This window comes from Streptococcus mitis, from assembly GCF_002860865.1.
GTDB classification, from domain to species: Bacteria; Bacillota; Bacilli; order Lactobacillales; family Streptococcaceae; genus Streptococcus; species Streptococcus mitis_AT.
Genome location: NZ_PKIE01000003.1, coordinates 47,466 through 73,906 on the forward strand (window position 1 = coordinate 47,466; position 26,441 = coordinate 73,906).

The 26,441-nt window shown below is 41.8% G+C and carries 23 protein-coding genes and 3 pseudogenes; 25 read left to right on the forward strand and 1 reads right to left on the reverse strand.

Annotation, left to right across the window (positions count from 1 at the left end):
* The first annotated feature begins 91 nt into the window (after positions 1-91).
* From CYK18_RS06275 to CYK18_RS06305, 6 genes and pseudogenes are all read left to right on the forward strand, one after another.
* Positions 92-1,060 (forward strand): ribose-phosphate diphosphokinase, encoded by a 969-nt coding sequence (locus CYK18_RS06275; RefSeq protein ID WP_000010167.1) that lies wholly within the window; start codon positions 92-94, stop codon positions 1,058-1,060.
* Between the two features lie 116 nt (positions 1,061-1,176).
* On the forward strand, positions 1,177-2,112 hold the full coding sequence (locus CYK18_RS06280) for an Rpn family recombination-promoting nuclease/putative transposase (protein ID WP_101785672.1): 936 nt from the start codon (positions 1,177-1,179) through the stop codon (positions 2,110-2,112).
* Between the two features lies 1 nt (position 2,113).
* Positions 2,114-2,503: pseudogene (locus CYK18_RS11095) on the forward strand (Rpn family recombination-promoting nuclease/putative transposase); the annotation flags it as partial.
* 147 nt (positions 2,504-2,650) lie between these two features.
* A pseudogene (gene srtB / locus CYK18_RS06295) lies at positions 2,651-3,169 on the forward strand (class B sortase, LPKTxAVK-specific); the annotation flags it as partial.
* A 232-nt stretch (positions 3,170-3,401) separates the two neighbouring features.
* Positions 3,402-6,035 (forward strand): DNA polymerase I, encoded by a 2,634-nt coding sequence (gene polA / locus CYK18_RS06300; RefSeq protein WP_101785835.1) that lies wholly within the window; start codon positions 3,402-3,404, stop codon positions 6,033-6,035.
* An 84-nt stretch (positions 6,036-6,119) separates the two neighbouring features.
* Positions 6,120-6,557 (forward strand): CoA-binding protein, encoded by a 438-nt coding sequence (locus tag CYK18_RS06305; RefSeq protein WP_101785673.1) that lies wholly within the window; start codon positions 6,120-6,122, stop codon positions 6,555-6,557.
* Between the two features lie 180 nt (positions 6,558-6,737).
* On the opposite strand, the gene CYK18_RS06310 is transcribed toward CYK18_RS06305, so the two are convergent.
* The gene (locus CYK18_RS06310) at positions 6,738-7,748 is read right to left on the reverse strand and encodes a YeiH family protein (RefSeq protein ID WP_049521045.1); all 1,011 of its coding nucleotides are present in this window, start codon (positions 7,746-7,748) and stop codon (positions 6,738-6,740) included.
* 148 nt (positions 7,749-7,896) lie between these two features.
* Here CYK18_RS06310 and CYK18_RS06315 point away from each other — a divergent pair, with 148 nt between their 5' ends.
* The 19 genes and pseudogenes from CYK18_RS06315 (at position 7,897) to CYK18_RS06410 (ending at position 26,433) form a co-directional block, all read left to right on the forward strand.
* A complete protein-coding gene (locus CYK18_RS06315) occupies positions 7,897-9,066 on the forward strand; it encodes a pyridoxal phosphate-dependent aminotransferase (protein ID WP_101785674.1) in 1,170 nt (389 codons plus the stop codon).
* Complete coding sequence (gene recO / locus CYK18_RS06320; protein ID WP_101785675.1) at positions 9,063-9,833, forward strand: DNA repair protein RecO; 771 nt, start codon at positions 9,063-9,065, stop codon at positions 9,831-9,833. The genes CYK18_RS06315 and recO overlap by 4 nt, the downstream gene beginning before the upstream one ends.
* Positions 9,830-10,822, forward strand: coding sequence for a phosphate acyltransferase PlsX (plsX, locus tag CYK18_RS06325; RefSeq protein ID WP_000717441.1), 993 nt, complete (start codon positions 9,830-9,832; stop codon positions 10,820-10,822). Before recO ends, plsX begins: the two co-directional genes overlap by 4 nt.
* Positions 10,823-10,827: 5 nt before the next feature.
* Positions 10,828-11,064, forward strand: a complete 237-nt coding sequence (locus tag CYK18_RS06330; RefSeq protein WP_000136444.1) for an acyl carrier protein — start codon at positions 10,828-10,830, stop codon at positions 11,062-11,064.
* A gap of 704 nt (positions 11,065-11,768) precedes the next feature.
* The gene (locus CYK18_RS06335) at positions 11,769-11,945 is read left to right on the forward strand and encodes a class IIb bacteriocin, lactobin A/cerein 7B family (RefSeq protein WP_049539060.1); all 177 of its coding nucleotides are present in this window, start codon (positions 11,769-11,771) and stop codon (positions 11,943-11,945) included.
* A gap of 231 nt (positions 11,946-12,176) precedes the next feature.
* Positions 12,177-12,347, forward strand: coding sequence for a H354_08695 family bacteriocin-like peptide (locus CYK18_RS06345; RefSeq protein WP_000067699.1), 171 nt, complete (start codon positions 12,177-12,179; stop codon positions 12,345-12,347).
* A 39-nt stretch (positions 12,348-12,386) separates the two neighbouring features.
* Positions 12,387-12,566, forward strand: coding sequence for a hypothetical protein (locus CYK18_RS11105; RefSeq protein WP_080982851.1), 180 nt, complete (start codon positions 12,387-12,389; stop codon positions 12,564-12,566).
* 78 nt (positions 12,567-12,644) lie between these two features.
* Positions 12,645-12,851 (forward strand): hypothetical protein, encoded by a 207-nt coding sequence (locus tag CYK18_RS06355; protein WP_049539058.1) that lies wholly within the window; start codon positions 12,645-12,647, stop codon positions 12,849-12,851.
* Between the two features lie 385 nt (positions 12,852-13,236).
* Complete coding sequence (locus CYK18_RS11110; RefSeq protein WP_033680983.1) at positions 13,237-13,425, forward strand: hypothetical protein; 189 nt, start codon at positions 13,237-13,239, stop codon at positions 13,423-13,425.
* Between the two features lie 158 nt (positions 13,426-13,583).
* On the forward strand, positions 13,584-15,737 hold the full coding sequence (gene comA, locus CYK18_RS06365) for a peptide cleavage/export ABC transporter ComA (RefSeq protein WP_101785676.1): 2,154 nt from the start codon (positions 13,584-13,586) through the stop codon (positions 15,735-15,737).
* A gap of 12 nt (positions 15,738-15,749) precedes the next feature.
* A complete protein-coding gene (gene comB, locus CYK18_RS06370; protein ID WP_049539054.1) occupies positions 15,750-17,099 on the forward strand; it encodes a competence pheromone export protein ComB in 1,350 nt (449 codons plus the stop codon).
* Between the two features lie 171 nt (positions 17,100-17,270).
* Positions 17,271-17,978, forward strand: coding sequence for a phosphoribosylaminoimidazolesuccinocarboxamide synthase (gene purC / locus CYK18_RS06375; RefSeq protein ID WP_049539052.1), 708 nt, complete (start codon positions 17,271-17,273; stop codon positions 17,976-17,978).
* A gap of 56 nt (positions 17,979-18,034) precedes the next feature.
* Complete coding sequence (locus CYK18_RS06380; protein WP_101785677.1) at positions 18,035-21,760, forward strand: phosphoribosylformylglycinamidine synthase; 3,726 nt, start codon at positions 18,035-18,037, stop codon at positions 21,758-21,760.
* 93 nt (positions 21,761-21,853) lie between these two features.
* Positions 21,854-23,296, forward strand: coding sequence for an amidophosphoribosyltransferase (purF, locus tag CYK18_RS06385; RefSeq protein ID WP_101785678.1), 1,443 nt, complete (start codon positions 21,854-21,856; stop codon positions 23,294-23,296).
* A 321-nt stretch (positions 23,297-23,617) separates the two neighbouring features.
* Positions 23,618-24,640, forward strand: coding sequence for a phosphoribosylformylglycinamidine cyclo-ligase (gene purM / locus CYK18_RS06390; protein ID WP_101785679.1), 1,023 nt, complete (start codon positions 23,618-23,620; stop codon positions 24,638-24,640).
* Positions 24,637-25,188, forward strand: a complete 552-nt coding sequence (gene purN, locus CYK18_RS06395) for a phosphoribosylglycinamide formyltransferase (RefSeq protein ID WP_101785681.1) — start codon at positions 24,637-24,639, stop codon at positions 25,186-25,188. Before purM ends, purN begins: the two co-directional genes overlap by 4 nt.
* A 44-nt stretch (positions 25,189-25,232) precedes the next feature.
* On the forward strand, positions 25,233-25,697 hold the full coding sequence (locus tag CYK18_RS06400) for a GNAT family N-acetyltransferase (protein WP_101785683.1): 465 nt from the start codon (positions 25,233-25,235) through the stop codon (positions 25,695-25,697).
* A 1-nt stretch (position 25,698) separates the two neighbouring features.
* Positions 25,699-25,852 (forward strand): annotated as a pseudogene (locus tag CYK18_RS06405) (bifunctional phosphoribosylaminoimidazolecarboxamide formyltransferase/IMP cyclohydrolase); the annotation flags it as partial.
* A gap of 71 nt (positions 25,853-25,923) precedes the next feature.
* On the forward strand, positions 25,924-26,433 hold the full coding sequence (locus tag CYK18_RS06410; RefSeq protein WP_060805150.1) for a VanZ family protein: 510 nt from the start codon (positions 25,924-25,926) through the stop codon (positions 26,431-26,433).
* The last annotated feature ends 8 nt before the right edge of the window (positions 26,434-26,441 follow it).

A 26,441-nucleotide genomic window follows, 5' to 3' on the forward strand; every position in this document is an offset into this window, starting at 1 on the left:
TTTTGATTGAAAAATAGTGTAAAAAGCGCTACAATGGTAGATGGAAAATCTTGTGAAAAGCACAAGTGATACATATATACCGGAGGAAATCATGTCTTTTTCTGATTTAAAGCTGTTTGCCCTTTCTTCTAATCAAGAATTGGCAAAACGTGTGGCGCAGGAGATTGGGATAGAGTTGGGGAAATCAAGTGTTCGCCAATTTTCAGATGGAGAGATTCAGGTCAACATCGAAGAATCAATCCGTGGGAAACACGTCTTTATCCTACAATCAACTAGTTCGCCTGTAAATGACAATCTGCTTGAAATTTTGATTATGGTAGATGCTTTGAAGCGTGCGAGTGCAGAATCTGTCAATGTTGTCATGCCTTACTATGGGTATGCACGTCAGGATAGAAAGGCGAGAGCGCGTGAGCCAATCACTTCAAAACTTGTCGCAAATATGCTTGAAGTAGCTGGAGTGGATCGTTTGTTGACCATCGACTTGCATGCTGCGCAGATTCAAGGATTCTTTGATATTCCTGTGGATCATTTGATGGGTGCTCCTCTGATTGCGGATTATTTTGAGCGTCGTGGTATGGTTGGTTCTGACTATGTGGTTGTCAGCCCAGACCATGGAGGGGTGACTCGTGCCCGTAAGTTGGCAGAATTTTTGAAAACATCTATCGCTATCATTGATAAACGTCGTAGCGTTGATAAGATGAATACTAGTGAAGTCATGAACATCATCGGTAAGGTCGAAGGCAAGACTTGTATCTTGATTGATGATATGATTGATACTGCTGGAACGATTTGTCATGCGGCAGATGCCCTTGCGGAAGCTGGTGCTGTTGAAGTCTATGCAAGCTGTACGCACCCAGTTCTTTCTGGTCCTGCTATGGACAATATCCAAAAATCAGCTATTAAGAAATTGGTTGTTTTGGATACCATCTATCTGCCAGAAGAGCGTTTAATCGATAAGATTGAGCAGATTTCAATCGCTCATCTACTGGGTGATGCTATTGTACGTATCCATGAAAAACGCCCACTTTCTCCACTTTTTGGTATTGAGAAAAAGATTTAATGATCAAGCCTGAGATAATTCTCAGGTTTTTTTCGTCTCTTTTCCGAATAAATAGATAGTAGCAGAGAATCTAGTAAATCTAGATTAAAAAATGTGCTATAATGAAAGGAGGAAGTATGACTGTACGTCATCCGGGCATCAGCCCGACTAACGACTTGGTAGCTAAGAAAATCTTTAGCAATCCAGAAATCACTTGTCAATTTATTCGCGATATGTTGGATTTACCAGCCAAAAATGTAACCATTTTGGAGGGGAGCAATATTCATGTCTTGCCATCCCTGCCTTACTCGGCTCAGGATTTCTATACCAGTATAGACGTCTTGGCGGAGTTGGATAATGGTACGCAAGTAATTATTGAAATTCAAGTTCATCATCAGAATTTTTTCATCAATCGCCTGTGGGCTTACCTGTGCAGTCAGGTCAATCAAAACCTAGAAAAAATTCGTCAACGAGAAGGTGATACACACCAGAGTTACAAACACATCGCACCAGTTTATGCAATCGCTATTGTAGATAGTAACTACTTTCAAGATGATCAAGCTTTTCATAGCTTTAGTATGCGAGAGGATACGACAGGTGAGGTTTTAACCATCACCAATAATGGACAGGAACACCATCTGATCAAGATGGCATTCTTGGAATTAAGAAAGTACAGAGAAACCAGCAAGGATAGTGTTCGCAAGCCGTGGTTGGAGTTTTTTGGTAACAAGCCTTTTACCCAGCAACCTGAGCGAGCCATCAGCCAAGCAGACCAACTGCTAGACTATAAAAGCTGGTCCGAGGAGGATAGGAAAATGTTTAGTCAACTACGTATGCGAGAAGAACAAGCCTTGTTAGCACAGGACTATGCCTTGGAAACAGCTAGGGCTAAGGGGATTGAACAAGGTATTGAACAGGGACTGGAGCGTGGACTTGAACGTGGGAAAGTTGAAGGGAGGGAAGAAGGAAAACTCATTGCCTTCCTAGATATGGTCCGCCAAGGTCTTCTGACAGCTGAGGTTGCTAGTGAACAATTAGGTATGACTGTCGCTGAGTTTGAGACGCTGTTGTAAGACTATCACAAACAATGGGCAGGAAAACCATCTAGTCAAGATGGCATTCTTGGAACTAAAAAAAATACAGAGAAACCAGCAAAGACGAGGTTCGCAAGCCGTGGTTAGAGTTTTTTAGGAACAAACCCTTTACCCAAGAACCCGAGCGAGCCATCAGTCAGGCAGACCAACTGCTGGACTACAAGAGCTGGTCCGAGGAGGACAGGAAGATGTTTAGTCAACTACGTATGCGTGAAGAACAAGCCTTGTTAGCACAGGACTATGCCTTGGAACGAGCTGAAGAAAAAGGCCTAGAACGTGGTCGTCCAGAGGGTATTGAAGAGGGGGAAAAGTAGGTTTAGCAAATCTCGTTCGTCAAGGGCTTCTAACTTCAGATGTTGCCAGCCAGTAATGATTCGAATAGTCGGGAATATAAAGGATTATTGTTCGTTTGATTGAAATAAGTTAGCTTTTAAGAGTGATTAGAGTTCAACATTTAAAGTTTGGACTGTTTTCTCCAATATTTTCTTAAAAATAAGATAAAAATTGTTGACACCAATTATTTAAGTGGTATAATGGTGGTCACGAACCTTATATGGGAACAGTGTTTATGGACACAGACAATAAAAAGGATTTTAGTGACCGTTTAACTTGGTTATTTGGTCATGCTCGTGGTAGTAAAGTTGGGGATCATCGTATGTTTAATGATGTGAACTACTATAGTCGTCAAGATTATTTTGATGAACATCCATATGTTGTGATTGAGACTCCAGAGAGAAAGTATTATTATGAAGCAGTTGCTATGATTATAGTACCGGAAGAAACAGCCTTTTATCGCACTTCATTTGATGATGATAAAGATTTTCAAACACAGTTAACAACTATTTATGAAACAGCTGAAGTTAAGAAACCAAATGTTAAAGTATCAGCTAAAGATAAGTATTTAGTTCTTTCAACTTGTCGTGAAGAAGATGAAACGATTCGTGCAAATCTATATCTTCGTCAAATACCAGACTCAGAAATGAGTGAGTTTGTCAAACAGCACAAAGATCAATTAACGTATAAACCAACAAGATAAATATATAGACTATTACTACAATAGGAATGAATATAGTCTAGCAAGAATAGAAGTTCTTTGCAGTTGAAAAGGATTTCACTTTTATAATTATAAAGCATAAAAACAGAATTTAGTCATGGGCTAAGTTCTGTTTTTTTTAAAACTAAATGGCTATATTCGGAAAAAGTTTGAAAAATACTTGCTCTTGCTCTTCCTAATGGTATTTTTTGGTGCTTTCCTTTATAATGGGTGTATGGATAAGAAAAAATTATTATTGATTGATGGGTCTTCTGTTGCTTTTCGGGCGTTTTTTGCGCTCTATCAGCAGTTGGATCGTTTTAAGAATGCGGCTGGTTTGCATACCAATGCGATTTATGGCTTTCAGTTGATGTTGAGCCATTTGTTGGAGCGGGTTGAGCCAAGTCATATTTTGGTGGCTTTTGATGCGGGAAAGACGACCTTCCGTACAGAGATGTATGCGGACTATAAGGGTGGTCGGGCTAAGACTCCGGATGAGTTTCGTGAGCAATTTCCCTTTATTCGTGAGTTGCTGGATCATATGGGGATTCGTCACTATGAGTTGGCTCAGTATGAGGCTGATGACATCATTGGGACGCTGGATAAGCTCGCAGAGCAGGATGGTTTTGATATTACCATTGTCAGTGGGGACAAGGACTTGATTCAGCTGACGGATGAGCATACGGTGGTTGAGATTTCCAAGAAAGGTGTGGCTGAGTTTGAGGCATTTACGCCAGAATATCTTATGGAAAAGCTGGGCATTACACCGACGCAGTTTATCGATCTTAAGGCGCTTATGGGAGATAAGTCGGATAATATTCCTGGGGTGACCAAAATCGGCGAAAAGACGGGTATCAAGCTCTTGCTGGAGCATGGCTCACTCGATGGTATTTATGAAAATATCGATGAGATGAAGACTTCTAAGATGAAGGAAAATCTCATCAATGATAAGGAACAGGCCTTTTTGTCTAAAACACTGGCGACCATTGATACCAAGGCACCGATTGAGATTGGTTTAGAGGATTTGGTCTATAGTGGTCCAGATGTGGAAAATCTTGGGAAATTCTACGATGAGATGGGCTTCAAACAGCTCAAGCAGGCTTTAAATGTGTCGTCAGCTGATGTGGCTGAGAGCTTGGATTTTACTATCGTTGACCAAATCAGTCAAGATATGCTGAGTGAAGAGTCTATCTTCCATTTTGAGCTTTTTGGTGAGAATTACCATACGGATGATTTGGTTGGATTTGCCTGGTCTTGTGGGGAAAAGCTCTATGCTACCGACAAGCTTGAGCTTTTGCAAGAGCCTATTTTCAAGGATTTTTTAGAAAAAACATCTCTTAGAGTTTATGACTTTAAGAAGGCTAAAGTTCTCTTGAATCGTTTTGATGTGGATTTGCAGGCGCCCGCTTTTGACAGCCGTTTGGCTAAATACCTCCTTTCAACTGTAGAGGATAATGAAATTGCGACTATCGCTAGTCTTTATAGTCAGACTTGTTTGGTTGATGATGAGACCTTCTATGGTAAGGGGGTCAAGAAGACTCTTCCTGAACGCGAGAAATTCTTGGAACATTTGGCTCGTAAGCTTGCTGTTTTAGTCGAAACAGCGCCTATTTTGATTGAAAAACTCAGCGAAAATGGGCAATTAGAACTTCTTTATGATATGGAGCAACCTCTGGCTTTTGTCCTTGCTAAGATGGAAATTGCTGGGATTACGGTCAAGAAAGAGACCTTGCTTGAGATGCAGGATGAAAATGAGCTTGTCATTGAAAAACTGACTCAGGAGATTTATGAACTGGCTGGTGAGGAGTTTAATATCAACTCGCCTAAGCAGTTGGGTGTACTCCTCTTTGAAAAATTGGGACTTCCACTAGAATACACTAAGAAAACCAAGACAGGTTATTCGACTGCGGTGGATGTCTTAGAGCGCCTGGCTCCTATTGCTCCGATTGTTAAGAAAATCCTAGACTACCGTCAGATTGCCAAGATTCAATCTACTTATGTGATTGGCTTGCAGGACTGGATTTTGGCTGATGGTAAGATTCATACCCGCTATGTGCAGGATTTGACCCAAACAGGTCGTCTGTCTAGTGTGGATCCCAACTTGCAAAATATTCCTGTGCGTTTGGAGCAGGGGCGTCTCATTCGTAAGGCTTTTGTACCTGAGTGGGAGGATAGTGTGTTGCTCAGCTCCGACTATTCACAGATTGAATTGCGCGTTTTGGCTCATATTTCTAAGGATGAGCATCTGATTAAGGCCTTTCAAGAGGGAGCAGATATCCATACCTCGACAGCCATGCGGGTCTTTGGCATTGATCGTCCTGAGGATGTGACTCCAAACGACCGTCGCAATGCCAAGGCGGTTAACTTTGGAGTGGTTTACGGGATTTCAGATTTTGGTCTGTCTAATAATTTGGGTATCAGCCGTAAGGAGGCCAAAGCTTACATTGATACCTACTTTGAACGTTTTCCAGGTATTAAAAACTACATGGATGAAGTGGTGCGTGAGGCGCGTGATAAGGGCTATGTGGAGACCCTCTTCAAGCGTCGCCGTGAGTTACCAGATATCAATTCGCGAAACTTTAACATTCGTGGTTTTGCGGAGCGGACTGCTATCAACTCTCCTATCCAGGGTTCGGCAGCAGATATTCTCAAGATTGCCATGATTCAGCTGGATAAAGCCTTGGTTGCAGGTGGTTATCAGACTAAGATGCTGTTACAAGTGCACGATGAAATCGTCCTTGAAGTTCCTAAATCTGAATTGGCAGAGATGAAAAAATTGGTCAAACAAACTATGGAAGAAGCCATTCAACTCAGTGTTCCCCTTATCGCAGATGAGAATGAAGGGGCAACCTGGTACGAGGCTAAATAAAAAGGGGGCTAGTCCTCCTTTTTTGTAGTAGAATTATGCAAGCCTTTTCAAAATATGCTATACTGATGAAAAAGGAGGATTTCTATGAGTCAAGAATTTATCAATCCAAGTGATGGCGTGATTCGTCAGTATCTCGCAACGAGTAAAACTCTTGCTGTGGTGGGTTTGTCAGACCGTGAGGAAACAACCAGCAATCGAGTGACCAAGGAAATGCAGGCTCGGGGTTATAAAATCATCCCAGTCAATCCCAAGGTAGCAGGTGGTGAAATATTGGGTGAAAAGGCTTATGCTAGTCTCGCTGAGATTCCTTTTCCTGTAGATATTGTCAATGTTTACCGTCGCAGTGAATTTTTGCCAGATGTGGCGCGTGATTTTCTTAAGGCTGATGCCAAGATTTTTTGGGCACAGCTAGGACTTGAAAGTTTAGAAGCGGAAGAAATCTTGCGTGCTGGTGGATGTGATGATATCGTGATGAATCGTTGCATCAAGAGAGAACATACACGCTTGATTGAGGAAGTATAATAAAAAGGTAGCTGTGGGCTACCTTTTTATTATACTAAATGAAAATTAAAGAGCAAACTAGGAAACTAGCCACAGGTTGCTCAAAACACAGTTTTGAGGTTGTAGATAAGACTGACGAAGTCAGTCACATATATACAGCAAGGCGACGTTGACGTGGTTTGAAGAGATTTTCGAAGAGTATTAGAAAATGCCGATAAGGGTCTGCATACCAAGACTAGTGAGGATGATGGCAATCCAGCAAATAGCTCCGAGAACAATGGATTTTCCACTGGATTTGACCATAGCTACCAGATTGGTTTTGAGACCGATAGCACTCATGGCCATGATAATAAGGAATTTAGAGAGTTGTTTGAGAGGGGTAAAGAAATTACTGGACACACCGAGAGAGGTGAGTAGTGTAGTGAGGAGAGAGGCAAGGATGAAGTAAAGGATAAAAAGTGGGAAGACTTTTTTCAGTTGCAATCCTTGCTTATTTTTTTGCTCGCGACTTTGCCAGTAGGAGAGAAAGAGAGTGATGGGGATAATAGCTAGGGTGCGTGTGAGTTTGACAATGGTTGCGGATTCGAGGGTATTAGTTTGGTAGAGACTGTCCCAGGCGCTGGCGGTAGCCGTTACAGAGGAAGTATCATTGACCGCAGTTCCTGCAAAGAGGGCGAAGCCTTCATTGGATAGATGAAGCCAGGTACCTAGGGTTGGAAAGATGAGCGCAGCCAAGACATTGAAGAAAAAGATAACGGAGATGGCTTGGGCTACTTCCTTTTCCTTGGCATGGATAACGGGCGCTGTCGCCGCAATGGCAGAGCCCCCACAGATAGAAGATCCCACTCCAATCAAGGTAGCCAGTTTTGTGTCCAGTGCAAAGAAACGCTGGAAGAGGTAGGCAACAATCAAGGCTATTGAAATGGTGGAAAGGATGACAGGGAGTGAAGATTGCCCAACTGCGAAGACTTGCGAGATATTGAGACCAAAACCAAGCAAGATAACGGCATACTGAAGCAATTTCTTGGAACTAAAGGTCAATCCAGCATCCAGTTGTTTATAGGGTGAGAGAAAGGGATGGAGAAGCATGCCTATGAAAATGGCAAAAACGGGCGCGCCAATCACAGGGAAGAATCCTCCTAAGTACCAAGATAGGATGGAAATGAGAAGGCAGGCCAAGATACCTGCTCCATTTTTTGATAGAAATGACATAAAAACCTCCAAATAAAATCTATTACCATTATAGACCTGTAAAGAGGAAAAGTAAAATAGAAAGTGGAAAGTTATTCTATCATGTATTTTTGCGGTCGGGGGGCTTTTGTAGTATAATAGAGATACGTTTTTACAGTAGGAGGTATCTATGGACTTAACTAAGCGCTTTAATAAACAGTTAGATAAGATTCAAGTTTCGTTGATTCGTCAGTTTGACCAGGCTATTTCTGAGATTCCTGGGGTCTTGCGTTTGACCTTGGGGGAACCTGATTTTACAACGCCAAATCATGTCAAGGAGGCGGCCAAGCGAGCAATTGATCAGAACCAATCCTACTATACAGGGATGAGTGGTCTGCTAACTTTACGTCAGGCAGCCAGTGATTTTGTTAAGGAAAAGTATCAACTGGACTATGCTCCTGAAAATGAAATCTTGGTTACAATTGGGGCGACAGAGGCTTTATCTGCTACTTTGACGGCTATTTTAGAAGAAGGAGATAAGGTGCTCTTGCCAGCTCCTGCTTATCCGGGTTATGAACCAATTGTCAATCTAGTTGGGGCAGAGGTTGTCGAGATTGATACAACTGAAAATGGTTTTGTCTTGACTCCTGAAATGTTGGAGAAGGCCATTTTGGAGCAAGGTGACAAGCTCAAGGCGGTTATTCTCAACTATCCAGCTAATCCGACAGGAATTACTTATAGTCGGGAGCAGTTGGAAGCTTTGGCAGACGTTTTACGCAAGTACAAAATTTTCGTTGTCTGTGATGAGGTCTACTCAGAATTGACCTATACAGGGGAAGCCCATGTGTCTCTAGGAACGATGTTGAGAGACCAGGCTATCATTATCAATGGTTTGTCTAAATCGCATGCTATGACAGGTTGGCGTTTGGGCTTGATTTTTGCTCCTGCGGTCTTCACAGCCCAGTTAATCAAGAGTCACCAGTACTTGGTCACTGCCGCAAATACCATGGCGCAACATGCTGCGGTAGAAGCCTTGACAGCTGGTAAAAACGATGCGGAGCCTATGAAGAAGGAATACATCCAGCGTCGGGACTATATTATCGAGAAAATGACTGCTCTTGGTTTTGAGATTATCAAACCAGACGGTGCCTTCTATATCTTTGCTAAGATTCCAGACGGCTACAATCAAGATTCCTTTGCTTTTCTCAAGGATTTTGCTCAGAAGAAGGCCGTTGCCTTTATCCCTGGTGCTGCCTTTGGGCGTTATGGAGAAGGTTATGTTCGCCTGTCTTATGCAGCCAGCATGGAGACTATCAAAGAAGCCATGAAACGGCTTGAGGAGTATATGAGAGAAGCATGATTCAGTCTATCACGAGTCAAGGCTTGGTGCTCTACAATCGCAATTTTCGGGAGGATGACAAGCTAGTCAAGATTTTTACAGAGCAGGCTGGTAAGCGGATGTTTTTTGTCAAACACGCTGGTCAGTCTAAGCTGGCTCCAGTTATTCAGCCCTTGGTGTTGGCTCGATTTCTCTTGCGAATCAATGATGACGGGCTCAGTTACATCGAGGACTATCATGAGGTGATGACCTTTCCCAATATTAATAGCGATCTCTTTGTCATGGCCTATGCGACCTACGTGGCAGCTCTTGCAGATGCTAGTTTGCCGGACAATCAGCAGTATGCTCCCTTGTTTGCTTTTTTGCAAAAGACTTTGGAGTTGATGGAAGAGGGTTTGGATTATCAGGTTTTGACCAATATTTTTGAAATTCAAATCTTGACAAGATTTGGGATCAGCCTCAATTTTAATGAGTGTGTCTTTTGTCATCGGGTTGGTCAGGCTTTTGACTTTTCTTTCAAATATGGAGCCTGTCTCTGTCCAGAGCATTATCATGAGGATGAGAGACGTTGCCATCTCAATCCCAATATCCCTTATCTGCTCAATCAATTTCAAGCCATTGATTTTGAAACCTTGGAGACCATTTCGCTCAAACCTGAAATTAAGCAAGAGCTACGCCAATTTATGGATCAACTCTACGAAGAGTACGTTGGGATTCACCTAAAATCAAAGAAATTTATTGATTCCCTAGCAGACTGGGGACAATTACTAAAAGAGGAAAAGAAATGAAAAAAATCGCAGTAGATGCCATGGGGGGCGATTATGCACCTCAGGCCATCGTTGAGGGTGTCAATCAAGCCCTAGCTGACTTTTCAGATATTGAGGTTCAACTCTACGGAGATGAAGCTAAAATCAAGCAATATCTGACAGCGACAGAGCGCGTCAGCATTATCCATACGGATGAAAAGATTGATTCAGACGATGAACCTACGAGAGCTATTCGGAAGAAGAAAAATGCCAGTATGGTATTGGCGGCCAAGGCTGTCAAAGAGGGTGAAGCAGACGCTGTTCTCTCAGCTGGGAATACAGGTGCTTTGTTGGCGGCTGGATTCTTCATCGTGGGTCGTATCAAGAATATCGATCGTCCTGGACTTATGTCAACCTTGCCGACTGTAGATGGGAGAGGTTTTGACATGCTAGACCTCGGTGCTAATGCGGAAAATACAGCCCAGCACCTCCATCAATATGCGGTTCTAGGTTCTTTCTATGCTAAAAATGTCCGTGGCATTGCGCAACCACGTGTTGGCTTACTTAACAATGGAACAGAGAGTAGCAAGGGTGACCCGCTTCGTAAGGAAACTTACGAATTACTAGCAGCTGATGAAAGTTTAAACTTTATCGGAAACGTGGAAGCGCGTGATTTGATGAATGGCGTTGCGGATGTTGTCGTGGCAGATGGTTTCACGGGAAACGCTGTGCTCAAATCCATTGAAGGAACAGCTATGGGAATCATGGGTTTGCTCAAGACAGCTATTACAGGTGGTGGTCTTCGAGCGAAACTAGGTGCCCTCCTTCTCAAGGACAGCCTCAGAGGTTTGAAAAAACAGCTCAACTACTCAGATGTTGGTGGAGCGGTCTTGTTTGGTGTCAAGGCACCGGTTGTCAAGACTCATGGCTCAAGCGATGCCAAGGCTGTTTATAGTACGATTCGCCAGATCCGTACTATGCTAGAAACAGACGTAGTTGCTCAGACTGCGCGTGAATTTTCAGGAGAATAAAAGAGATGACAGAAAAAGAAATTTTTGACCGTATTGTGACCATTATCCAAGAGCGACAGGGAGAGGACTTTGTCGTGACAGAATCCTTGAGTCTGAAAGACGATTTGGATGCTGACTCCGTTGACTTGATGGAGTTTATCTTGACACTGGAAGATGAATTTAATATCGAAATCAGTGATGAGGAAATTGACCAACTCCAAAGTGTAGGAGATGTGGTAGAAGTCGTAAAAAGTAAAGAATAGCAAGAAGCAACATGCAAGTCGTGTTGCTTTTTTATTGTCAGGGAAAATAAAAAATTTAGAACTTTTAGTGGGAATTATGAATAGATAGATAAGGAAGAAAAAGAGGAGTGTTTATGTATGTGACTGGTTTTTATCCGTGGTTTATTAAATTATTTTTTAAATAAAATTTAATTTAGTTGTACATTTTCGAAAATTTTTTTCGAATAGATAAGTAAGAGGAAACAGAAAGGAGTTTGCTTCATGTATCTACCAATTTTCTATCCATGGTTTACTAAATTATTTTTCAAATAAATTTAATTTAGTTGTACATTTTCGAAAATTTTTTTCGAATAGATAAGTAAAAGGGAAAAAGAAAGGAGCCTAGCTCATGTTTATATCAATGTTCTACCCATGGTTCACTGAGTTATTTTTTAAATAAAATTTAATTTAGTTGTACATTTTCGAAATTTTTTTCGAATAGATAAGTAAGAGGAAAAGGAAAGGAGTTTGCTGCATGTATCTACCAATTTTCTATTCATGGTACATTAAATTATTTTTTAAATAAAATTTAATTTGGTTGTACGTTTTCGAATTCTTTTTCGAATAAATAAGTAAGAAGAAAAGGAAGGAGATTAGAAATGATTATTTCAGTTATTTATCCAATCTGGCTATTTAAGTGGCTTAGAGTATAAACATTAAACATATACAAATTGAGGAGAAAAAAGATGACAAATTTTGACAAAATGGAACAGAACTTTGTAGCTCTTACAGAAGAAGAGTTGGTGAATGTAGATGGGGGAATTGCTTGGGAGGTAGTCTCTGTGGGTATTGCAATTGGTTGGGGGATTTACCAAGTTGGTGAAGCTGCTGGTAAAACGTTCTACTATATTACTCATCCGTAGTTTTTGATAAATATGAGCAAGAGAACATTTTGGATTATATTACTCGTTATTACAATTGTGGTGACTGCCGTTGGTTTAGGATTATCTGCATATAATTATTATGTTTTTGATAGACCTTTTTTAAATAGTACTACTAAAGGATTGTTGTCTGCGTTTGTTATGAGTGTATTGATGATTATTATTGGTGTATTAAAAGAAAACTAATTTTTATTATTAAAATGGAGGATAAATATGTCAAATTTACAAACTATTGAACAAAATTATACTACGTTAAGTGATATTGAATTGCAAGAAGTTGATGGTGGAGGAGTGTTACTTTTGGTTGGTGGTGGTATTTTGGCTGTCGGACTGTTAGCTTGGGGTGCGTATAATGGTTATCAGTCGGCATCACGAGGTGGATAAAAAATGGTAGAACGTTTTTTAGTAAAATAGGGGTCTACCATGAAACAATTTTTATTAGGTTTTGCTGAGGGTTATTTTACCGTATCGCTCATAATCTATATCGCAACGTATTTGATTTTGAGAAATTCAATCAATACCCTATTTTATCCAGAAATTTACCCCGTTTTATTTGGGCTCTTTTATCTAGGATATAAGGTCAATAAAAAGCGAGTAGAGTAAACAGTTAAGAATGACTTGTTAGTCTGCGCTGAAAATAGCTAGGCTAGAATCTAAGAATGCATCACATTGGAGTTTAATATGAAATTTGTTAAATCAGTATTGAAAGTTTTGCCTGAAATCATGGTATTACTTAGTTCAATGTCTTATATCATCATCAGATTAGTAGCTGACATAAATAAAGTATCTTTACCTACTTGGTTTGATAATTTTAATATACCCACGATTGCATTATTTATGATGGTCTTCATTCTTTTATACAGAAGTAAAGAAAAAAAGAATAGATAGATTTAAAGCAGTAGACGCTCTATAGGGAATAGGTGTCTTGTGGTAACGAATCAAAAAAGGAGTAACTATGAATCGTAATTTAGAACGGTGTTATCTATTCTGACTGTGAATAGATCATACCAAAGGTGGCTTAGAAACAGCAGGGACATTAGAAATTGAAGTAACTTTAAATAGGATGTCGTACAGGTTATTATCAATGATTTATTTGTCCTAAGCTTGCCTAGGGTGACAGTAAAACATCAATTTCCTTTCATACCATATTTTTAGTAGGTAGGATGTTTGTCCTGCCTATTTTTTGACAAAAGTGTAGTTGAGGTGTTTATTTGGAGTTTTACATATATTTTTGATAAAATAGGTATAGAAATTGGGAAAGTGGAAGAAAAAAATGAATAAGATTTTAAAATATTTTTTAGTATTTGTTTTTCTATTTTTAATGAATATTTTCATCTTTAAGATACTAGCAACTCTGGGATTTCAGCTGACAATGAGTGAAAAAAGTTATATTGTTCCACCGCTGTTTTCGATTATCGTTTTATATATGATTGACAAAAGAATTAGGAAGAAAAAGAAATAAATATATATTTTAGGTAGGGCATTTGTTCTGCCTATTTTTTTATCCAAAAAGTACAGTTGGGAGGGGGATAGGCGCATTTGGGGAGGAAGTCCAGTTTTTGTTTGGGGATTGGGGTAAGATAGTTGTTATCAGATGAGTTTAGGAAAAAGGAGATGAATATGAAATTTGGGAAACGTCACTATCGTCCGCAGGTGGATCAGATGGACTGCGGTGTAGCTTCATTAGCCATGGTTTTTGGCTACTATTGCAGTTATTATTCTTTGGCTCACTTGCGAGAATTGGCTAAGACGACCATGGATGGGACGACGGCTTTGGGCTTGGTCAAGGTGGCAGAGGAGATTGGCTTTGAGACGCGAGCAATTAAGGCGGATATGACGCTCTTTGACTTGCCTGATTTGGCTTTTCCTTTTGTTGCCCATGTGCTTAAGGAAGGGAAATTGCTCCACTATTATGTGGTGATTGGGCAGGACAAGGACAGCATTCATATTGCCGATCCAGATCCTGGGGTGAAATTGACCAAACTATCACGTGAGCGTTTTGCGGAAGAATGGACAGGAGTGACTCTTTTTATGGCACCTAGTCCAGACTACAAGCCTCATAAGGATCAAAAGAATGGCCTTCTCTCTTTTATTCCTATATTAGTCAAGCAGCGTGGTTTGATTGCTAATATCGTTTTGGCAACACTCTTGGTAACCTTGATTAATATTGTGGGTTCTTATTATCTGCAGTCTATCATTGATACCTATGTGCCAGATCAGATGCGTTCGACACTGGGGATTATTTCTATTGGGCTGGTGATTGTTTATATTCTCCAGCAAATCTTGTCTTATGCCCAGGAGTATCTCTTACTTGTTTTGGGGCAACGCTTATCGATTGACGTGATTTTATCCTATATCAAACATGTTTTTCACCTGCCTATGTCCTTTTTTGCGACACGCAGGACAGGGGAAATCGTGTCTCGTTTTACAGATGCTAACAGTATCATTGATGCGCTGGCTTCGACCATTCTTTCGATTTTCCTAGATGTGTCAACGGTTGTCATTATTTCCCTTGTTTTATTTTCACAAAATACCAATCTCTTTTTCATGACCTTATTGGCACTTCCCATCTATACAGTGATTATCTTTGCTTTTATGAAGCCGTTTGAAAAGATGAATCGGGATACCATGGAAGCCAATGCGGTTCTGTCTTCTTCTATCATTGAGGACATCAATGGTATTGAGACTATCAAGTCTTTGACCAGTGAAAGTTCACGCTACCAAAAGATTGACAAGGAATTTGTGGATTATCTGAAAAAATCCTTTACCTATAGTCGGGCAGAGAGTCAGCAAAAGGCTCTGAAAAAAGTTGCCCATCTCTTGCTCAATGTCGGCATTCTCTGGATGGGGGCTGTTCTGGTCATGGATGGCAAGATGAGTTTGGGGCAGTTGATTACCTATAATACCTTGCTGGTTTACTTTACCAATCCTTTGGAAAACATCATCAACCTGCAAACTAAGCTTCAGACAGCGCAGGTTGCCAATAACCGTCTGAATGAGGTTTATCTGGTAGCTTCTGAGTTTGAGGAGAAGAAAACGGTTGAGGATTTGAGTTTGATGAAGGGAGAGATGTCCTTCAAGCAGGTTTACTACAAGTATGGCTATGGTCGAGACGTCTTGTCGGATATCAATTTGACCATTCCCCAAGGCTCTAAGGTGGCTTTTGTGGGGATTTCAGGGTCAGGTAAGACGACCTTGGCCAAGATGATGGTTAATTTTTACGACCCTAGTCAGGGAGAGATTAGTCTGGGTGGTGTCAATCTCAATCAGATTGATAAAAAGGCTCTGCGTCAGTATATCAACTATCTGCCTCAACAGCCCTATGTCTTTAACGGAACGATTTTGGAGAATCTTCTTTTGGGAGCCAAGGAGGGGACGACTCAGGAGGATATCTTACGGGCGGTCGAATTGGCAGAGATTCGGGAGGATATTGAGCGCATGCCCCTGAATTACCAGACAGAATTGACTTCGGATGGGGCAGGGATTTCAGGTGGCCAACGTCAGAGAATCGCTCTGGCGCGTGCTCTCTTGACAGATGCGCCTGTCTTGATTTTGGATGAGGCGACCAGCAGTTTGGATATTTTGACAGAGAAGCGAATTGTCGATAATCTGATGTCTTTAGATAAAACCTTGATTTTCATTGCTCACCGTTTGACCATTGCTGAGCGTACAGAGAAGGTTGTTGTCTTGGATCAGGGCAAGATTATTGAGGAAGGAAAGCATGCTGATTTGCTTGCACAGGGTGGATTTTATGCCCATTTGGTGAATAGCTAGAAAGAGGAGAGGATGAAACCAGAATTTTTAGAAAGTGCGGAGTTTTATAATCGTCGTTATCATAATTTTTCCAGTCGGGTGATTGTCCCCATGTCCCTTCTGCTCGTGTTTTTGCTTGGCTTTGCAATATTTGCAGAGAAGGAGATGAGTTTGTCAACTCGGGCTACTGTTGAGCCTAGTCGTATCCTTGCAAATATCCAGTCAACTAGCAACAATCGCATTCTTGTCAATCATTTGGAAGAAAATAAGCTGGTTAAGAAAGGGGATCTTCTGCTTCAATATCAGGAAGGGACAGAAGGTGTTCAAGCGGAGGCTTATGCCAGTCAGTTGGACATGCTCAAGGATCAAAAAAAGCAATTGGAGTATTTGCAAAAGAGCCTGCAAGAAGGGACGGATTACTTTCCAGAGGAGGATAAGTTTGGCTACCAAGCCACCTTTCGTGACTACATCAGTCAAGCAGGCAGTCTTAGGGCTAGTACATCGCAACAAAACGAGACCATCGCGTCCCAGAATGAAGCAGCTAGCCAAACTCAAGCCGAAATCGGCAATCTCATCAGTCAAACAGAGGCTAAAATTCGCGATTACCAGACAGCTAAGTCAGCTATTGAAACAGGTGCTTCCTTGGCCAGTCAGAATCTAGCCTACTCTCTTTACCAGTCCTATAAGTCTCAGGGGGAGGAAAATCCGCAAGTTAAGGCTCAGGCTGTTGCGCAGGTTGAAGCGCAGCTTTCTCAGTTAGAATCCAGTCTTGCTACTTATCGTGTCCAGTATGCAGGTTCAGGTACCCAGCAAGCCTATGCGTCTGGTTTAAGCAGTCAATTGGAATCTCTTAAATCACAACACTTGGCTAAGGTTGGTCAGGAATTGACCCTTCTAGACCAGAAAATCTTGGAGGTGGAATCAGGTAAGAAGGTTCAAGGCAATCTTTTAGACAAGGGGAAAATTATGGCGAGTGAGGATGGGGTGCTTCACCTTAATCCTGAGACCATTGATTCTACCATGGTAGCAGAAGGTGCCCTACTAGCCCAACTCTATCCGTCCTTGGAAAAAGAAGGGAAAGCCAAACTTACAGCCTATCTTAGTTCAAAAGATGTAGCAAGAGTCAAGGTCGGTGATTCTATTCGCTATACTACGACTCATGATGCCAAGAATCAAATTTTCCTAGATTCTACTATTACAAGTATTGATGCGACAGCTACTAAGACTGAGAAAGGGAATTTCTTTAAAATCGAGGCGGAGACTAATCTGACTGCTGAGCAGGCAGAAAAACTTCGGTATGGGGTGGAAGGTCGTCTACAGATGATTACAGGCAAGAAAAGTTATCTACGTTATTATTTGGATCAATTTTTGAACAAAGAATAATGTTCGTGTTTTTTTAGAGATAAATGATTTTAAAACTGTGGGAAAGATTCTTCTTGCAGTTTTTTCTTTACGATTTTTGAAACTCATCTTATTTTCGTTCGTTTAAATTCTTGTATTTTTTGGTTTTTTATGGTAGAATGTGCTCAAGTAATACGAAAGGCGAACTTTACAATGTCAAAACAATTGATCTATTCGGGAAAAGCTAAAAATATCTATACAACTGAGGATGAAAATCTTATTATTTCAACTTACAAGGATCAGGCGACTGCTTTCAACGGCGTCAAGAAGGAGCAGATTGCGGGTAAAGGAGTGTTGAATAATCAGATTTCATCTTTTATTTTTGAGAAATTAAATGCGGCTGGTGTGGCGACTCACTTTGTGGAGAAACTTTCAGACACGGAACAACTCAATAAAAAAGTTGAGATTATTCCTTTGGAAGTCGTGCTTCGCAACTACACGGCTGGTTCTTTTTCAAAACGTTTTGGCGTAGATGAAGGTATCGTCTTGGATACTCCGATTGTCGAATTTTACTACAAAAATGATGATTTGGATGATCCATTTATCAATGACGAACATGTGAAATTCCTACAGATTGCGGATGACCAGCAGATTGCCTACTTGAAGGAAGAAACGCGTCGTATCAATGAAATCTTGAAAGTCTGGTTTGCTGAGATTGGTCTCAAATTGATTGACTTTAAGCTAGAGTTCGGTTTTGACAAGGATGGTAAGATTATCTTGGCAGATGAATTTTCACCAGATAACTGCCGTTTGTGGGATGCGGATGGCAACCACATGGATAAGGATGTTTTCCGTAGAGGATTGGGAGAACTGACAGATGTTTATGAGATTGTCTGGGAAAAGTTGCAGGAATTGAAATAACAATCTCAAGGCTATTTGGGAACATTGCAAGAGCTGAAATAAAGGAATAAGAATTGATGGATAAACGTATTTTTGTTGAAAAAAAGGCTGATTTTCAGGTCAAGTCAGAGAGTTTGGTTAGAGAACTCCAGCATAACTTGGGGCTTTCAAGCTTAAAAAGTATTCGCATTGTGCAAGTTTATGATGTCTTTGATTTGGCTGAGGACTTGTTTGCGCCTGCAGAGAAACACATCTTCTCTGAGCAGGTGACAGATCATGTCTTGGATGAAGCGACTGTGCAGGCAGACCTTGCCAATTATGCATTCTTTGCCATTGAAAGTTTGCCAGGGCAATTTGACCAGCGTGCAGCTTCTTCACAGGAAGCCTTGCTTTTGCTGGGAAGTTCGAGTGATGTGACGGTTAATACCGCTCAACTTTACTTGGTCAATAAAGATATTGATGTGACTGAGTTGGAAGCGATCAAGAACTACCTGCTCAATCCAGTTGATTCTCGTTTCAAGGATATCATGACTGGGATTGCCAAGCAGGAATTTTCAGAGTCGGACAAGACCATTCCGAAATTGACTTTCTTTGAAAGCTATACAGCAGAAGACTTTGCCCGCTACAAGGCCGAACAAGGGATGGCAATGGAAGTGGATGATTTGCTCTTTATCCAAGATTACTTTAAGTCAATAGGGCGCGTGCCGACGGAAACAGAGCTCAAGGTTTTGGATACTTACTGGTCTGACCACTGCCGTCACACGACTTTCGAGACAGAGTTGAAACACATCGACTTTTCAGCTTCCAAATTCCAAAAACAATTACAGGCGACTTATGACAAGTATATTGCCATGCGTGAGGAACTAGGTCGGTCTGAAAAGCCACAAACCCTGATGGATATGGCGACTATTTTTGGTCGTTATGAGCGTGCTAATGGTCGTTTGGACGATATGGAAGTGTCAGACGAAATCAATGCTTGCTCAGTAGAAATCGAAGTGGATGTTGATGGTGTGAAAGAGCCATGGCTCCTAATGTTCAAGAATGAAACTCACAACCACCCAACGGAAATTGAGCCATTTGGTGGAGCGGCTACTTGTATAGGTGGTGCTATTCGTGACCCATTGTCAGGTCGCTCATATGTTTATCAAGCTATGCGTATCTCAGGTGCTGGAGATATTACCGCACCGATTTCGGAAACGCGTGCTGGGAAACTGCCACAACAGGTCATTTCTAAGACAGCGGCTCATGGTTATTCTTCGTATGGGAACCAGATTGGTCTGGCGACGACCTACGTTCGTGAATACTTCCACCCAGGTTTTGTAGCTAAACGTATGGAGCTAGGTGCAGTTGTTGGTGCGGCTCCCAAGGGCAATGTTGTCCGTGAAAAACCGGAAGCTGGTGATGTGATTATCTTGCTCGGTGGTAAGACTGGACGTGATGGTGTCGGTGGTGCGACGGGCTCTTCTAAGGTTCAAACGGTTGAGTCTGTGGAAACTGCTGGTGCTGAGGTTCAAAAAGGAAATGCCATCGAAGAACGCAAGATTCAGCGCCTCTTCCGTAATGGCGATGTCACTCGTCTGATCAAAAAATCAAATGACTTTGGTGCTGGTGGTGTCTGTGTGGCTATTGGTGAATTGGCAGATGGTCTTGAAATCGACCTTAATAAAGTGCCTCTTAAATACCAAGGCTTGAATGGTACAGAAATTGCCATCTCTGAATCACAAGAACGGATGGCTGTGGTGGTTCGTCCTGAGGATGTAGATGCCTTCGTTGCTGAATGTAACAAAGAGAATATTGATGCTGTTGTGGTGGCGACAGTGACTGAAAAACCAAATCTAGTCATGCACTGGAATGGTGAAACCATTGTCGACTTGGAGCGTCGTTTCCTTGATACCAATGGTGTGCGCGTGGTCGTTGATGCCAAAGTTGTGGACAAGGATGTCAAGCTTCCAGAAGAACGTCAAACATCTGCTAACACACTTGAAGTTGATACTCTTGCGGTTCTATCTGATTTGAATCATGCGAGTCAAAAAGGATTACAGACTATCTTTGACTGCTCTGTTGGACGCTCAACGGTCAATCACCCACTTGGTGGTCGTTACCAACTCACACCAACTGAGGCATCTGTGCAGAAATTGCCAGTTCAACACGGTGTGACTCATACTGCGTCAGTCATGGCTCAAGGTTTCAACCCTTATGTAGCAGAATGGTCTCCATACCACGGTGCTGCTTATGCGGTTATTGAAGCGACTGCTCGTTTGGTGGCTGCTGGTGCCAACTGGTCTAAGGCTCGTTTCTCTTACCAAGAGTATTTCGAACGCATGGACAAACAAGCTGAGCGTTTTGGTCAGCCAGTAGCAGCTCTCCTAGGCTCTATCGAAGCTCAGATTCAGCTTGGTTTGCCATCTATCGGTGGGAAGGACTCTATGTCTGGTACCTTTGAAGAATTAACTGTGCCACCAACTTTGGTAGCCTTTGGGGTGACGACGGCAGATAGCCGTAAGGTGCTTTCGTCAGAGTTCAAGAATGCTGGTGAAAACATCTATTACATCCCAGGTCAAGCTCTTGCTGCAGAGATTGATTTTGACTTGATTAAGTCTAACTTTGCTCAGTTTGAAGACATCCAAGCTGGTCACAAAGTGACATCTGCATCAGCGGTCAAATATGGTGGTATCCTTGAAGCTCTTGCCCTTGCAACATTTGGGAACCATATCGGTGCAGAGGTGATCTTGCCTGAACTTGAAAGTTCTTTGACAGCACAATTGGGTGGATTTGTCTTTACATCGCCTGAAGAAATTGCTGGAGTAGAGAAGATTGGACAAACAAGTGCAGACTTTACACTCCTTGTCAACGGTGTGAAGCTAGATGGACAGAAACTTGACAGTGCCTTCCAAGGTAAACTGGAAGAAGTTTACCCAACAGAGTTTGCCCAAGCCAAAGAACTGGCTGAAGTACCAGCTGTGGCATCAGATGTTGTGATTAAAGCCAAAGAAAAGGTTGAAAAACCGGTGGTTTATATCCCAGTCTTCCCAGGAACCAACTCAGAGTATGACTCAGCTAAGGCCTTTGAAAAAGAAGGTGCAGAGGTCAACTTGGTGCCATTTGTGACCTTGAATGAAGAAGCCATTGTCAAGTCAGTTGAAACTATGGTTGACAACATCGGTAAGGCTAACATTCTCTTCTTTGCAGGTGGCTTCTCAGCTGCGGACGAACCAGATGGTTCAGCTAAGTTTATTGTCAATATCCTGCTTAATGAAAAAGTGCGTGCAGCTATTGATAGCTTTATCGCTCGTGGTGGCTTGATTATCGGTATCTGTAATGGGTTCCAGGCCTTGGTCAAATCAGGTCTTCTTCCATACGGAAATTTCGAGGATGCTACTAGTACTAGTCCAACCCTCTTCTACAATGATGCCAACCAACACGTGGCCAAGATGGTGGAAACCCGTATTGCCAATACCAACTCGCCATGGTTGGCTGGCGTGCAAGTGGGCGATATCCATGCCATCCCAGTATCGCACGGTGAAGGGAAATTTGTCGTGACGGCTGAAGAATTTGCAGAGCTCCGTGACAATGGCCAAATTTTCAGCCAATACGTTGATTTTGACGGCAAACCAAGTATGGATTCTAAGTACAATCCGAATGGTTCCGTCCATGCCATTGAAGGAATTACCAGCAAGAACGGCCAAATCATCGGTAAGATGGGACACTCAGAACGTTATGAAGACGGTCTTTTCCAAAACATCCCAGGCAATAAAGACCAGCACCTGTTTGCGTCGGCGGTTAAATACTTTACTGGAAAATAAGACTTACAGATTTTCTAATAGATAGTATCAGTAATGTAAAAGTCATGTAGATTTAGCTCTTGGTGCTACACAAATAAAAATTAGGTATATAAAATGACATACGAAGTAAAATCTCTTAATGAAGAATGTGGTGTTTTCGGTATCTGGGGACATCCAGATGCTGCTAAGTTGACCTATTTTGGTCTCCACAGTCTTCAACACCGTGGTCAGGAGGGGGCAGGAATCCTCTCCAATGATCAGGGGCAATTGAAGCGCCATCGTGACATGGGTCTTCTATCAGAAGTCTTCAGAAATCCTGCTAACTTAGATAAATTGACAGGAACTGGTGCGATTGGGCATGTGCGTTATGCGACTGCTGGCGAAGCTTCTGTAGATAATATCCAGCCTTTCCTCTTCCGTTTTCACGATATGCAGTTTGGTTTGGCTCATAATGGAAATCTGACCAATGCAGCCTCTCTCAAGAAAGAACTGGAACAAAGAGGAGCGATTTTCAGCGCGACTTCGGACTCGGAAATCTTGGCTCACCTCATTCGTCGGAGTCACAATCCGAACTTGATGGGCAAAATCAAGGAGGCACTCAGCCTAGTTAAAGGTGGATTTGCCTATATCTTGCTGTTTGAGGACAAGTTGATTGCGGCTCTTGACCCCAATGGTTTCCGTCCGCTTTCTATCGGGAAAATGGCCAACGGAGCGGTGGTTGTTTCCTCTGAGACCTGTGCTTTTGAGGTCATTGGTGTTGAATGGATTCGTGATTTGAAGCCAGGTGAGATTGTGATCATTGATGACAAGGGCATCCAGTATGACAGCTATACAGACGATACCCAGCTCGCGATTTGTTCTATGGAGTATATCTATTTTGCTCGCCCTGATTCTAATATCCACGGTGTCAATGTCCATACGGCTCGCAAACGTATGGGTGCGCAATTGGCGCGTGAATTCAAGCATGAGGCAGATATTGTGGTCGGTGTGCCAAATTCCTCCCTAAGCGCAGCCATGGGATTTGCGGAAGAATCTGGTTTGCCAAATGAAATGGGTCTTATCAAGAACCAATACACCCAACGTACCTTTATCCAACCGACTCAAGAATTGCGTGAGCAAGGGGTACGGATGAAACTCTCTGCTGTTTCAGGTGTTGTCAAAGGCAAGCGTGTTGTTATGATTGATGACTCTATTGTACGTGGAACAACCTCTCGTCGGATCGTTCAGCTCTTGAAAGAAGCGGGTGCAACTGAGGTTCACGTTGCTATTGGTAGTCCAGCGCTAGCTTATCCATGTTTCTACGGGATTGATATCCAGACCCGTCAGGAGCTAATTGCGGCCAATCATACTGTTGAAGAAACGCGTCAAATCATTGGTGCGGACAGTCTGACTTATCTTTCTGTTGAAGGATTGATTGATTCGATTGGGATTGAAACGGATGCGCCAAATGGTGGTCTCTGTGTCGCTTACTTTGACGGTGACTACCCAACACCTCTCTACGACTACGAAGAAGACTATCGTAGAAGTTTGGAAGAAAAGACCAGTTTTTACAAATAGATGACAGATTCTCCATTAAAGAAAAGGAATATAAAAATGACAAAAAATGCTTATGCTTATGCTTCACGTCTCGCTACTGACTAAAAGCTAAAGCATTTGTCAGTAGACGCTTTGTCCTATGGGGCAAAGCTAGAACCCTGACTAGTATTTTTATACTTTTCGAAAATCAAATTCAAACCACGTCAGCTTCACCTTGCCGTACCCAAGTACAGCCTGCGGCTAGCTTCCTAGTTTGCTCTTTGATTTTCATTGAGTATTAGATAAAATAATTGTTTATCTAAAAATACGTCGCAATCTTTCTCAAAGAAAAGGAACATAAAAATGGCAAATAAAAATGCGTACGCTCAATCTGGTGTGGATGTTGAAGCGGGTTATGAAGTTGTTGAACGAATCAAAAAGCACGTGGCTCGTACGGAGCGTGCAGGTGTCATGGGAGCTCTGGGTGGCTTTGGTGGTATGTTTGACCTTTCAAAGACTGGGGTTAAAGAACCCGTCTTGATTTCAGGAACTGATGGTGTCGGAACCAAGCTCATGTTGGCTATCAAGTACGACAAGCATGACACGATTGGGCAGGACTGTGTGGCCATGTGTGTCAATGATATCATTGCTGCAGGTGCGGAGCCCCTCTATTTCCTTGACTACGTAGCGACAGGGAAGAATGAACCAGCTAAGCTAGAACAAGTTGTCGCTGGTGTGGCAGAAGGTTGTGTGCAGGCAGGCGCTGCCCTCATTGGTGGGGAAACGGCTGAAATGCCTGGCATGTACGGCGAAGATGACTATGACTTGGCTGGTTTTGCGGTTGGTGTGGCTGAAAAATCTCAAATCATTGACGGTTCAAAGGTGGCAGAAGGAGATGTTCTTCTTGGACTTGCTTCAAGTGGGATTCATTCCAATGGTTACTCTCTTGTCCGTCGTGTCTTTGCGGATTACACAGGTGAGGAAATCTTGCCAGAATTGGAAGGCAAGCAACTCAAGGAAGTTCTTCTTGAGCCGACTCGTATCTATGTCAAAGCTGTTTTGCCACTCATCAAGGAAGAGTTGGTCAACGGTATTGCCCACATCACTGGTGGTGGCTTTATCGAAAATGTCCCTCGTATGTTTGCAGCTGACTTGGCTGCTGAGATTGAGGAAGACAAGGTTCCCGTGCTTCCAATTTTCAAAGTCCTTGAAAAATATGGTAAAATCAAACATGAAGAAATGTTTGAAATCTTCAATATGGGTGTGGGACTCATGCTGGCAGTTAGCCCTGAAAATGTAGGTAGTGTCAAAGAATTGCTGGATGAACCAGTCTATGAAATTGGTCGCATCGTCAAGAAAGAAAACGAAAGTGTCATCATCAAATGAAAAAAATAGCGGTTTTTGCCTCAGGCAATGGCTCGAATTTTCAGGTGATTGCCGAAGAATTTCCGGTTGAGTTTGTCTTTTCAGACCATCGTGACGCCTATGTGCTCGAGCGTGCAGACAAGCTCGGTGTTCTGTCCTATGCTTTTGAACTCAAGGAGTTTGAGAGCAAGGTAGACTACGAAGCGGCCCTTGTCGAACTCTTGGAAGAACACCAGATTGACTTGGTTTGTCTAGCAGGCTACATGAAAATCGTTGGGCCAACCTTATTGGCGGCTTATGAAGGTCGGATTATCAACATTCATCCAGCCTACTTGCCAGAATTTCCAGGAGCTCATGGGATTGAGGATGCTTGGAATGCTGGTGTGGATCAGTCTGGTGTGACCATTCACTGGGTGGATTCAGGTGTGGATACGGGAAAAGTTATCAAACAAGTACGTGTACCACGATTAGCTGATGATACCATTGACAGTTTTGAAGAACGGATTCATGAAGCGGAATATCAGCTCTATCCAGAAGTGTTGGAATGTTTGGGAGTAGGGAGAAGATAAGAAGTAAATCAAATTTTGATTGTGCAATCTTGCTAGGAGAAAAAATGATTGAGATAAAATTAGTAGATGAGAGCAGTTTTCAGGCAGTGCTGGATTTGAAAATATCTGAAGCTGATGAACGAGCACGTTTCGTGTCTCCAAATGTACGCTCTTTAGCTGACGCATGGCTCTACCGAGAGAATGGGGATGTGTTTCCAATGGCAATTTATTGGAATGAGCTTGTAGTTGGTTTTCTCCTGTTGGAAATAGATAAGGATGAAGCGGAATACTTTATCTGGCGGATAATGATTGGCCAGCAGTACCAAGGAAGAGGTTATGGACGAAAAGCCGTGGAAGTTCTGATCAAAAAGGCTCAGATGGATAGCGATTGCAATCATATTATCGCAGATTATGTGGTTGGAAATGAAAAAATGAAGCACCTGTTGACTAGTTTGGGTTTTCAGGAAACAGAATTTATAGAAGAAAATAATGAAGTCGCTATGCGCTTGGACCTAAAGAAAGAGGAATAGAATGACGAAAAAAGCTTTAATCAGTATCTCAAACAAAGATGGTATTGTTGAATTTGCCCAAGAACTTAAAAAAACTCGGTTGGGACATCATCTCAACAGGTGGAACCAAGGTTGCCCTTGATAATACTGGGGTGAGCACCATTGCCATTGATGATTCATATGATATCTTTGATTCAAAATTGGAGTCAGTGATTGTTGAAGACGGCTTCAAACGGAGGTATTTGTAATGTTAGAATCTAAAAAAACAACTCGATATGTATTTTATGTCTATCTGATGTTATTAACTTGGGGAATCTTATTTAAGTTTGAAACTAATCCTGAATTTATAGCATTTTTCTTAGCTCCAAGGTACATCAATTGGATTCCATTTTCAGAACCACTAATAGTAGATGGAAAAATTGTTTTTGCTGAAATGTTATTTAATCTGATTTCCTTTATTCCATTAGGTGTTTGTTTCCCTCTGATAAAAACTAATTTATCTAATTTAAAAATAGTCGGGACAGGTTTTTTAATTAGTTTATTGTTTGAGTGCTTACAGTATATTTTAGCAATAGGTATAACAGATATAACGGATTTGGCTTTAAATACGCTAGGTGTTTGTGTAGGCTTACTGATTTATCAAATTTTTATAAGAGTGTTCAAATCACAGACTAGAAAATGGGTCAATATCTTAGGTATGCTTAGCCTTGGTTTTGCTTATTTTGTTTTACTGTTACTGCATTTAATTGGTGTTTAACTAATGAT

Excerpts from the sequence above, each read along its gene's own strand:
- plsX (WP_000717441.1), top strand. The coding sequence starts at position 9,830 with ATGAAAAAAATCGCAGTAGATGCCATGGGGGGCGATTATGCACCTCAG.
- purF (WP_101785678.1), top strand. The coding sequence starts at position 21,854 with ATGACATACGAAGTAAAATCTCTTAATGAAGAATGTGGTGTTTTCGGT.
- CYK18_RS06275 (WP_000010167.1), top strand. The coding sequence starts at position 92 with ATGTCTTTTTCTGATTTAAAGCTGTTTGCCCTTTCTTCTAATCAAGAA.
- CYK18_RS06400 (WP_101785683.1), top strand. The coding sequence starts at position 25,233 with ATGATTGAGATAAAATTAGTAGATGAGAGCAGTTTTCAGGCAGTGCTG.
- CYK18_RS06410 (WP_060805150.1), top strand. The coding sequence starts at position 25,924 with ATGTTAGAATCTAAAAAAACAACTCGATATGTATTTTATGTCTATCTG.
- CYK18_RS06345 (WP_000067699.1), top strand. The coding sequence starts at position 12,177 with ATGTCAAATTTACAAACTATTGAACAAAATTATACTACGTTAAGTGAT.
- CYK18_RS06310 (WP_049521045.1), bottom strand. The coding sequence starts at position 7,748 with ATGTCATTTCTATCAAAAAATGGAGCAGGTATCTTGGCCTGCCTTCTC.
- purN (WP_101785681.1), top strand. The coding sequence starts at position 24,637 with ATGAAAAAAATAGCGGTTTTTGCCTCAGGCAATGGCTCGAATTTTCAG.
- CYK18_RS06380 (WP_101785677.1), top strand. The coding sequence starts at position 18,035 with ATGGATAAACGTATTTTTGTTGAAAAAAAGGCTGATTTTCAGGTCAAG.
- CYK18_RS06330 (WP_000136444.1), top strand. The coding sequence starts at position 10,828 with ATGACAGAAAAAGAAATTTTTGACCGTATTGTGACCATTATCCAAGAG.
- CYK18_RS06305 (WP_101785673.1), top strand. The coding sequence starts at position 6,120 with ATGAGTCAAGAATTTATCAATCCAAGTGATGGCGTGATTCGTCAGTAT.
- comB (WP_049539054.1), top strand. The coding sequence starts at position 15,750 with ATGAAACCAGAATTTTTAGAAAGTGCGGAGTTTTATAATCGTCGTTAT.
- comA (WP_101785676.1), top strand. The coding sequence starts at position 13,584 with ATGAAATTTGGGAAACGTCACTATCGTCCGCAGGTGGATCAGATGGAC.
- CYK18_RS06355 (WP_049539058.1), top strand. The coding sequence starts at position 12,645 with ATGAAATTTGTTAAATCAGTATTGAAAGTTTTGCCTGAAATCATGGTA.
- CYK18_RS06315 (WP_101785674.1), top strand. The coding sequence starts at position 7,897 with ATGGACTTAACTAAGCGCTTTAATAAACAGTTAGATAAGATTCAAGTT.
- recO (WP_101785675.1), top strand. The coding sequence starts at position 9,063 with ATGATTCAGTCTATCACGAGTCAAGGCTTGGTGCTCTACAATCGCAAT.
- CYK18_RS11105 (WP_080982851.1), top strand. The coding sequence starts at position 12,387 with ATGAAACAATTTTTATTAGGTTTTGCTGAGGGTTATTTTACCGTATCG.
- purC (WP_049539052.1), top strand. The coding sequence starts at position 17,271 with ATGTCAAAACAATTGATCTATTCGGGAAAAGCTAAAAATATCTATACA.
- CYK18_RS11110 (WP_033680983.1), top strand. The coding sequence starts at position 13,237 with ATGAATAAGATTTTAAAATATTTTTTAGTATTTGTTTTTCTATTTTTA.
- purM (WP_101785679.1), top strand. The coding sequence starts at position 23,618 with ATGGCAAATAAAAATGCGTACGCTCAATCTGGTGTGGATGTTGAAGCG.
- CYK18_RS06280 (WP_101785672.1), top strand. The coding sequence starts at position 1,177 with ATGACTGTACGTCATCCGGGCATCAGCCCGACTAACGACTTGGTAGCT.
- CYK18_RS06335 (WP_049539060.1), top strand. The coding sequence starts at position 11,769 with ATGACAAATTTTGACAAAATGGAACAGAACTTTGTAGCTCTTACAGAA.
- polA (WP_101785835.1), top strand. The coding sequence starts at position 3,402 with ATGGATAAGAAAAAATTATTATTGATTGATGGGTCTTCTGTTGCTTTT.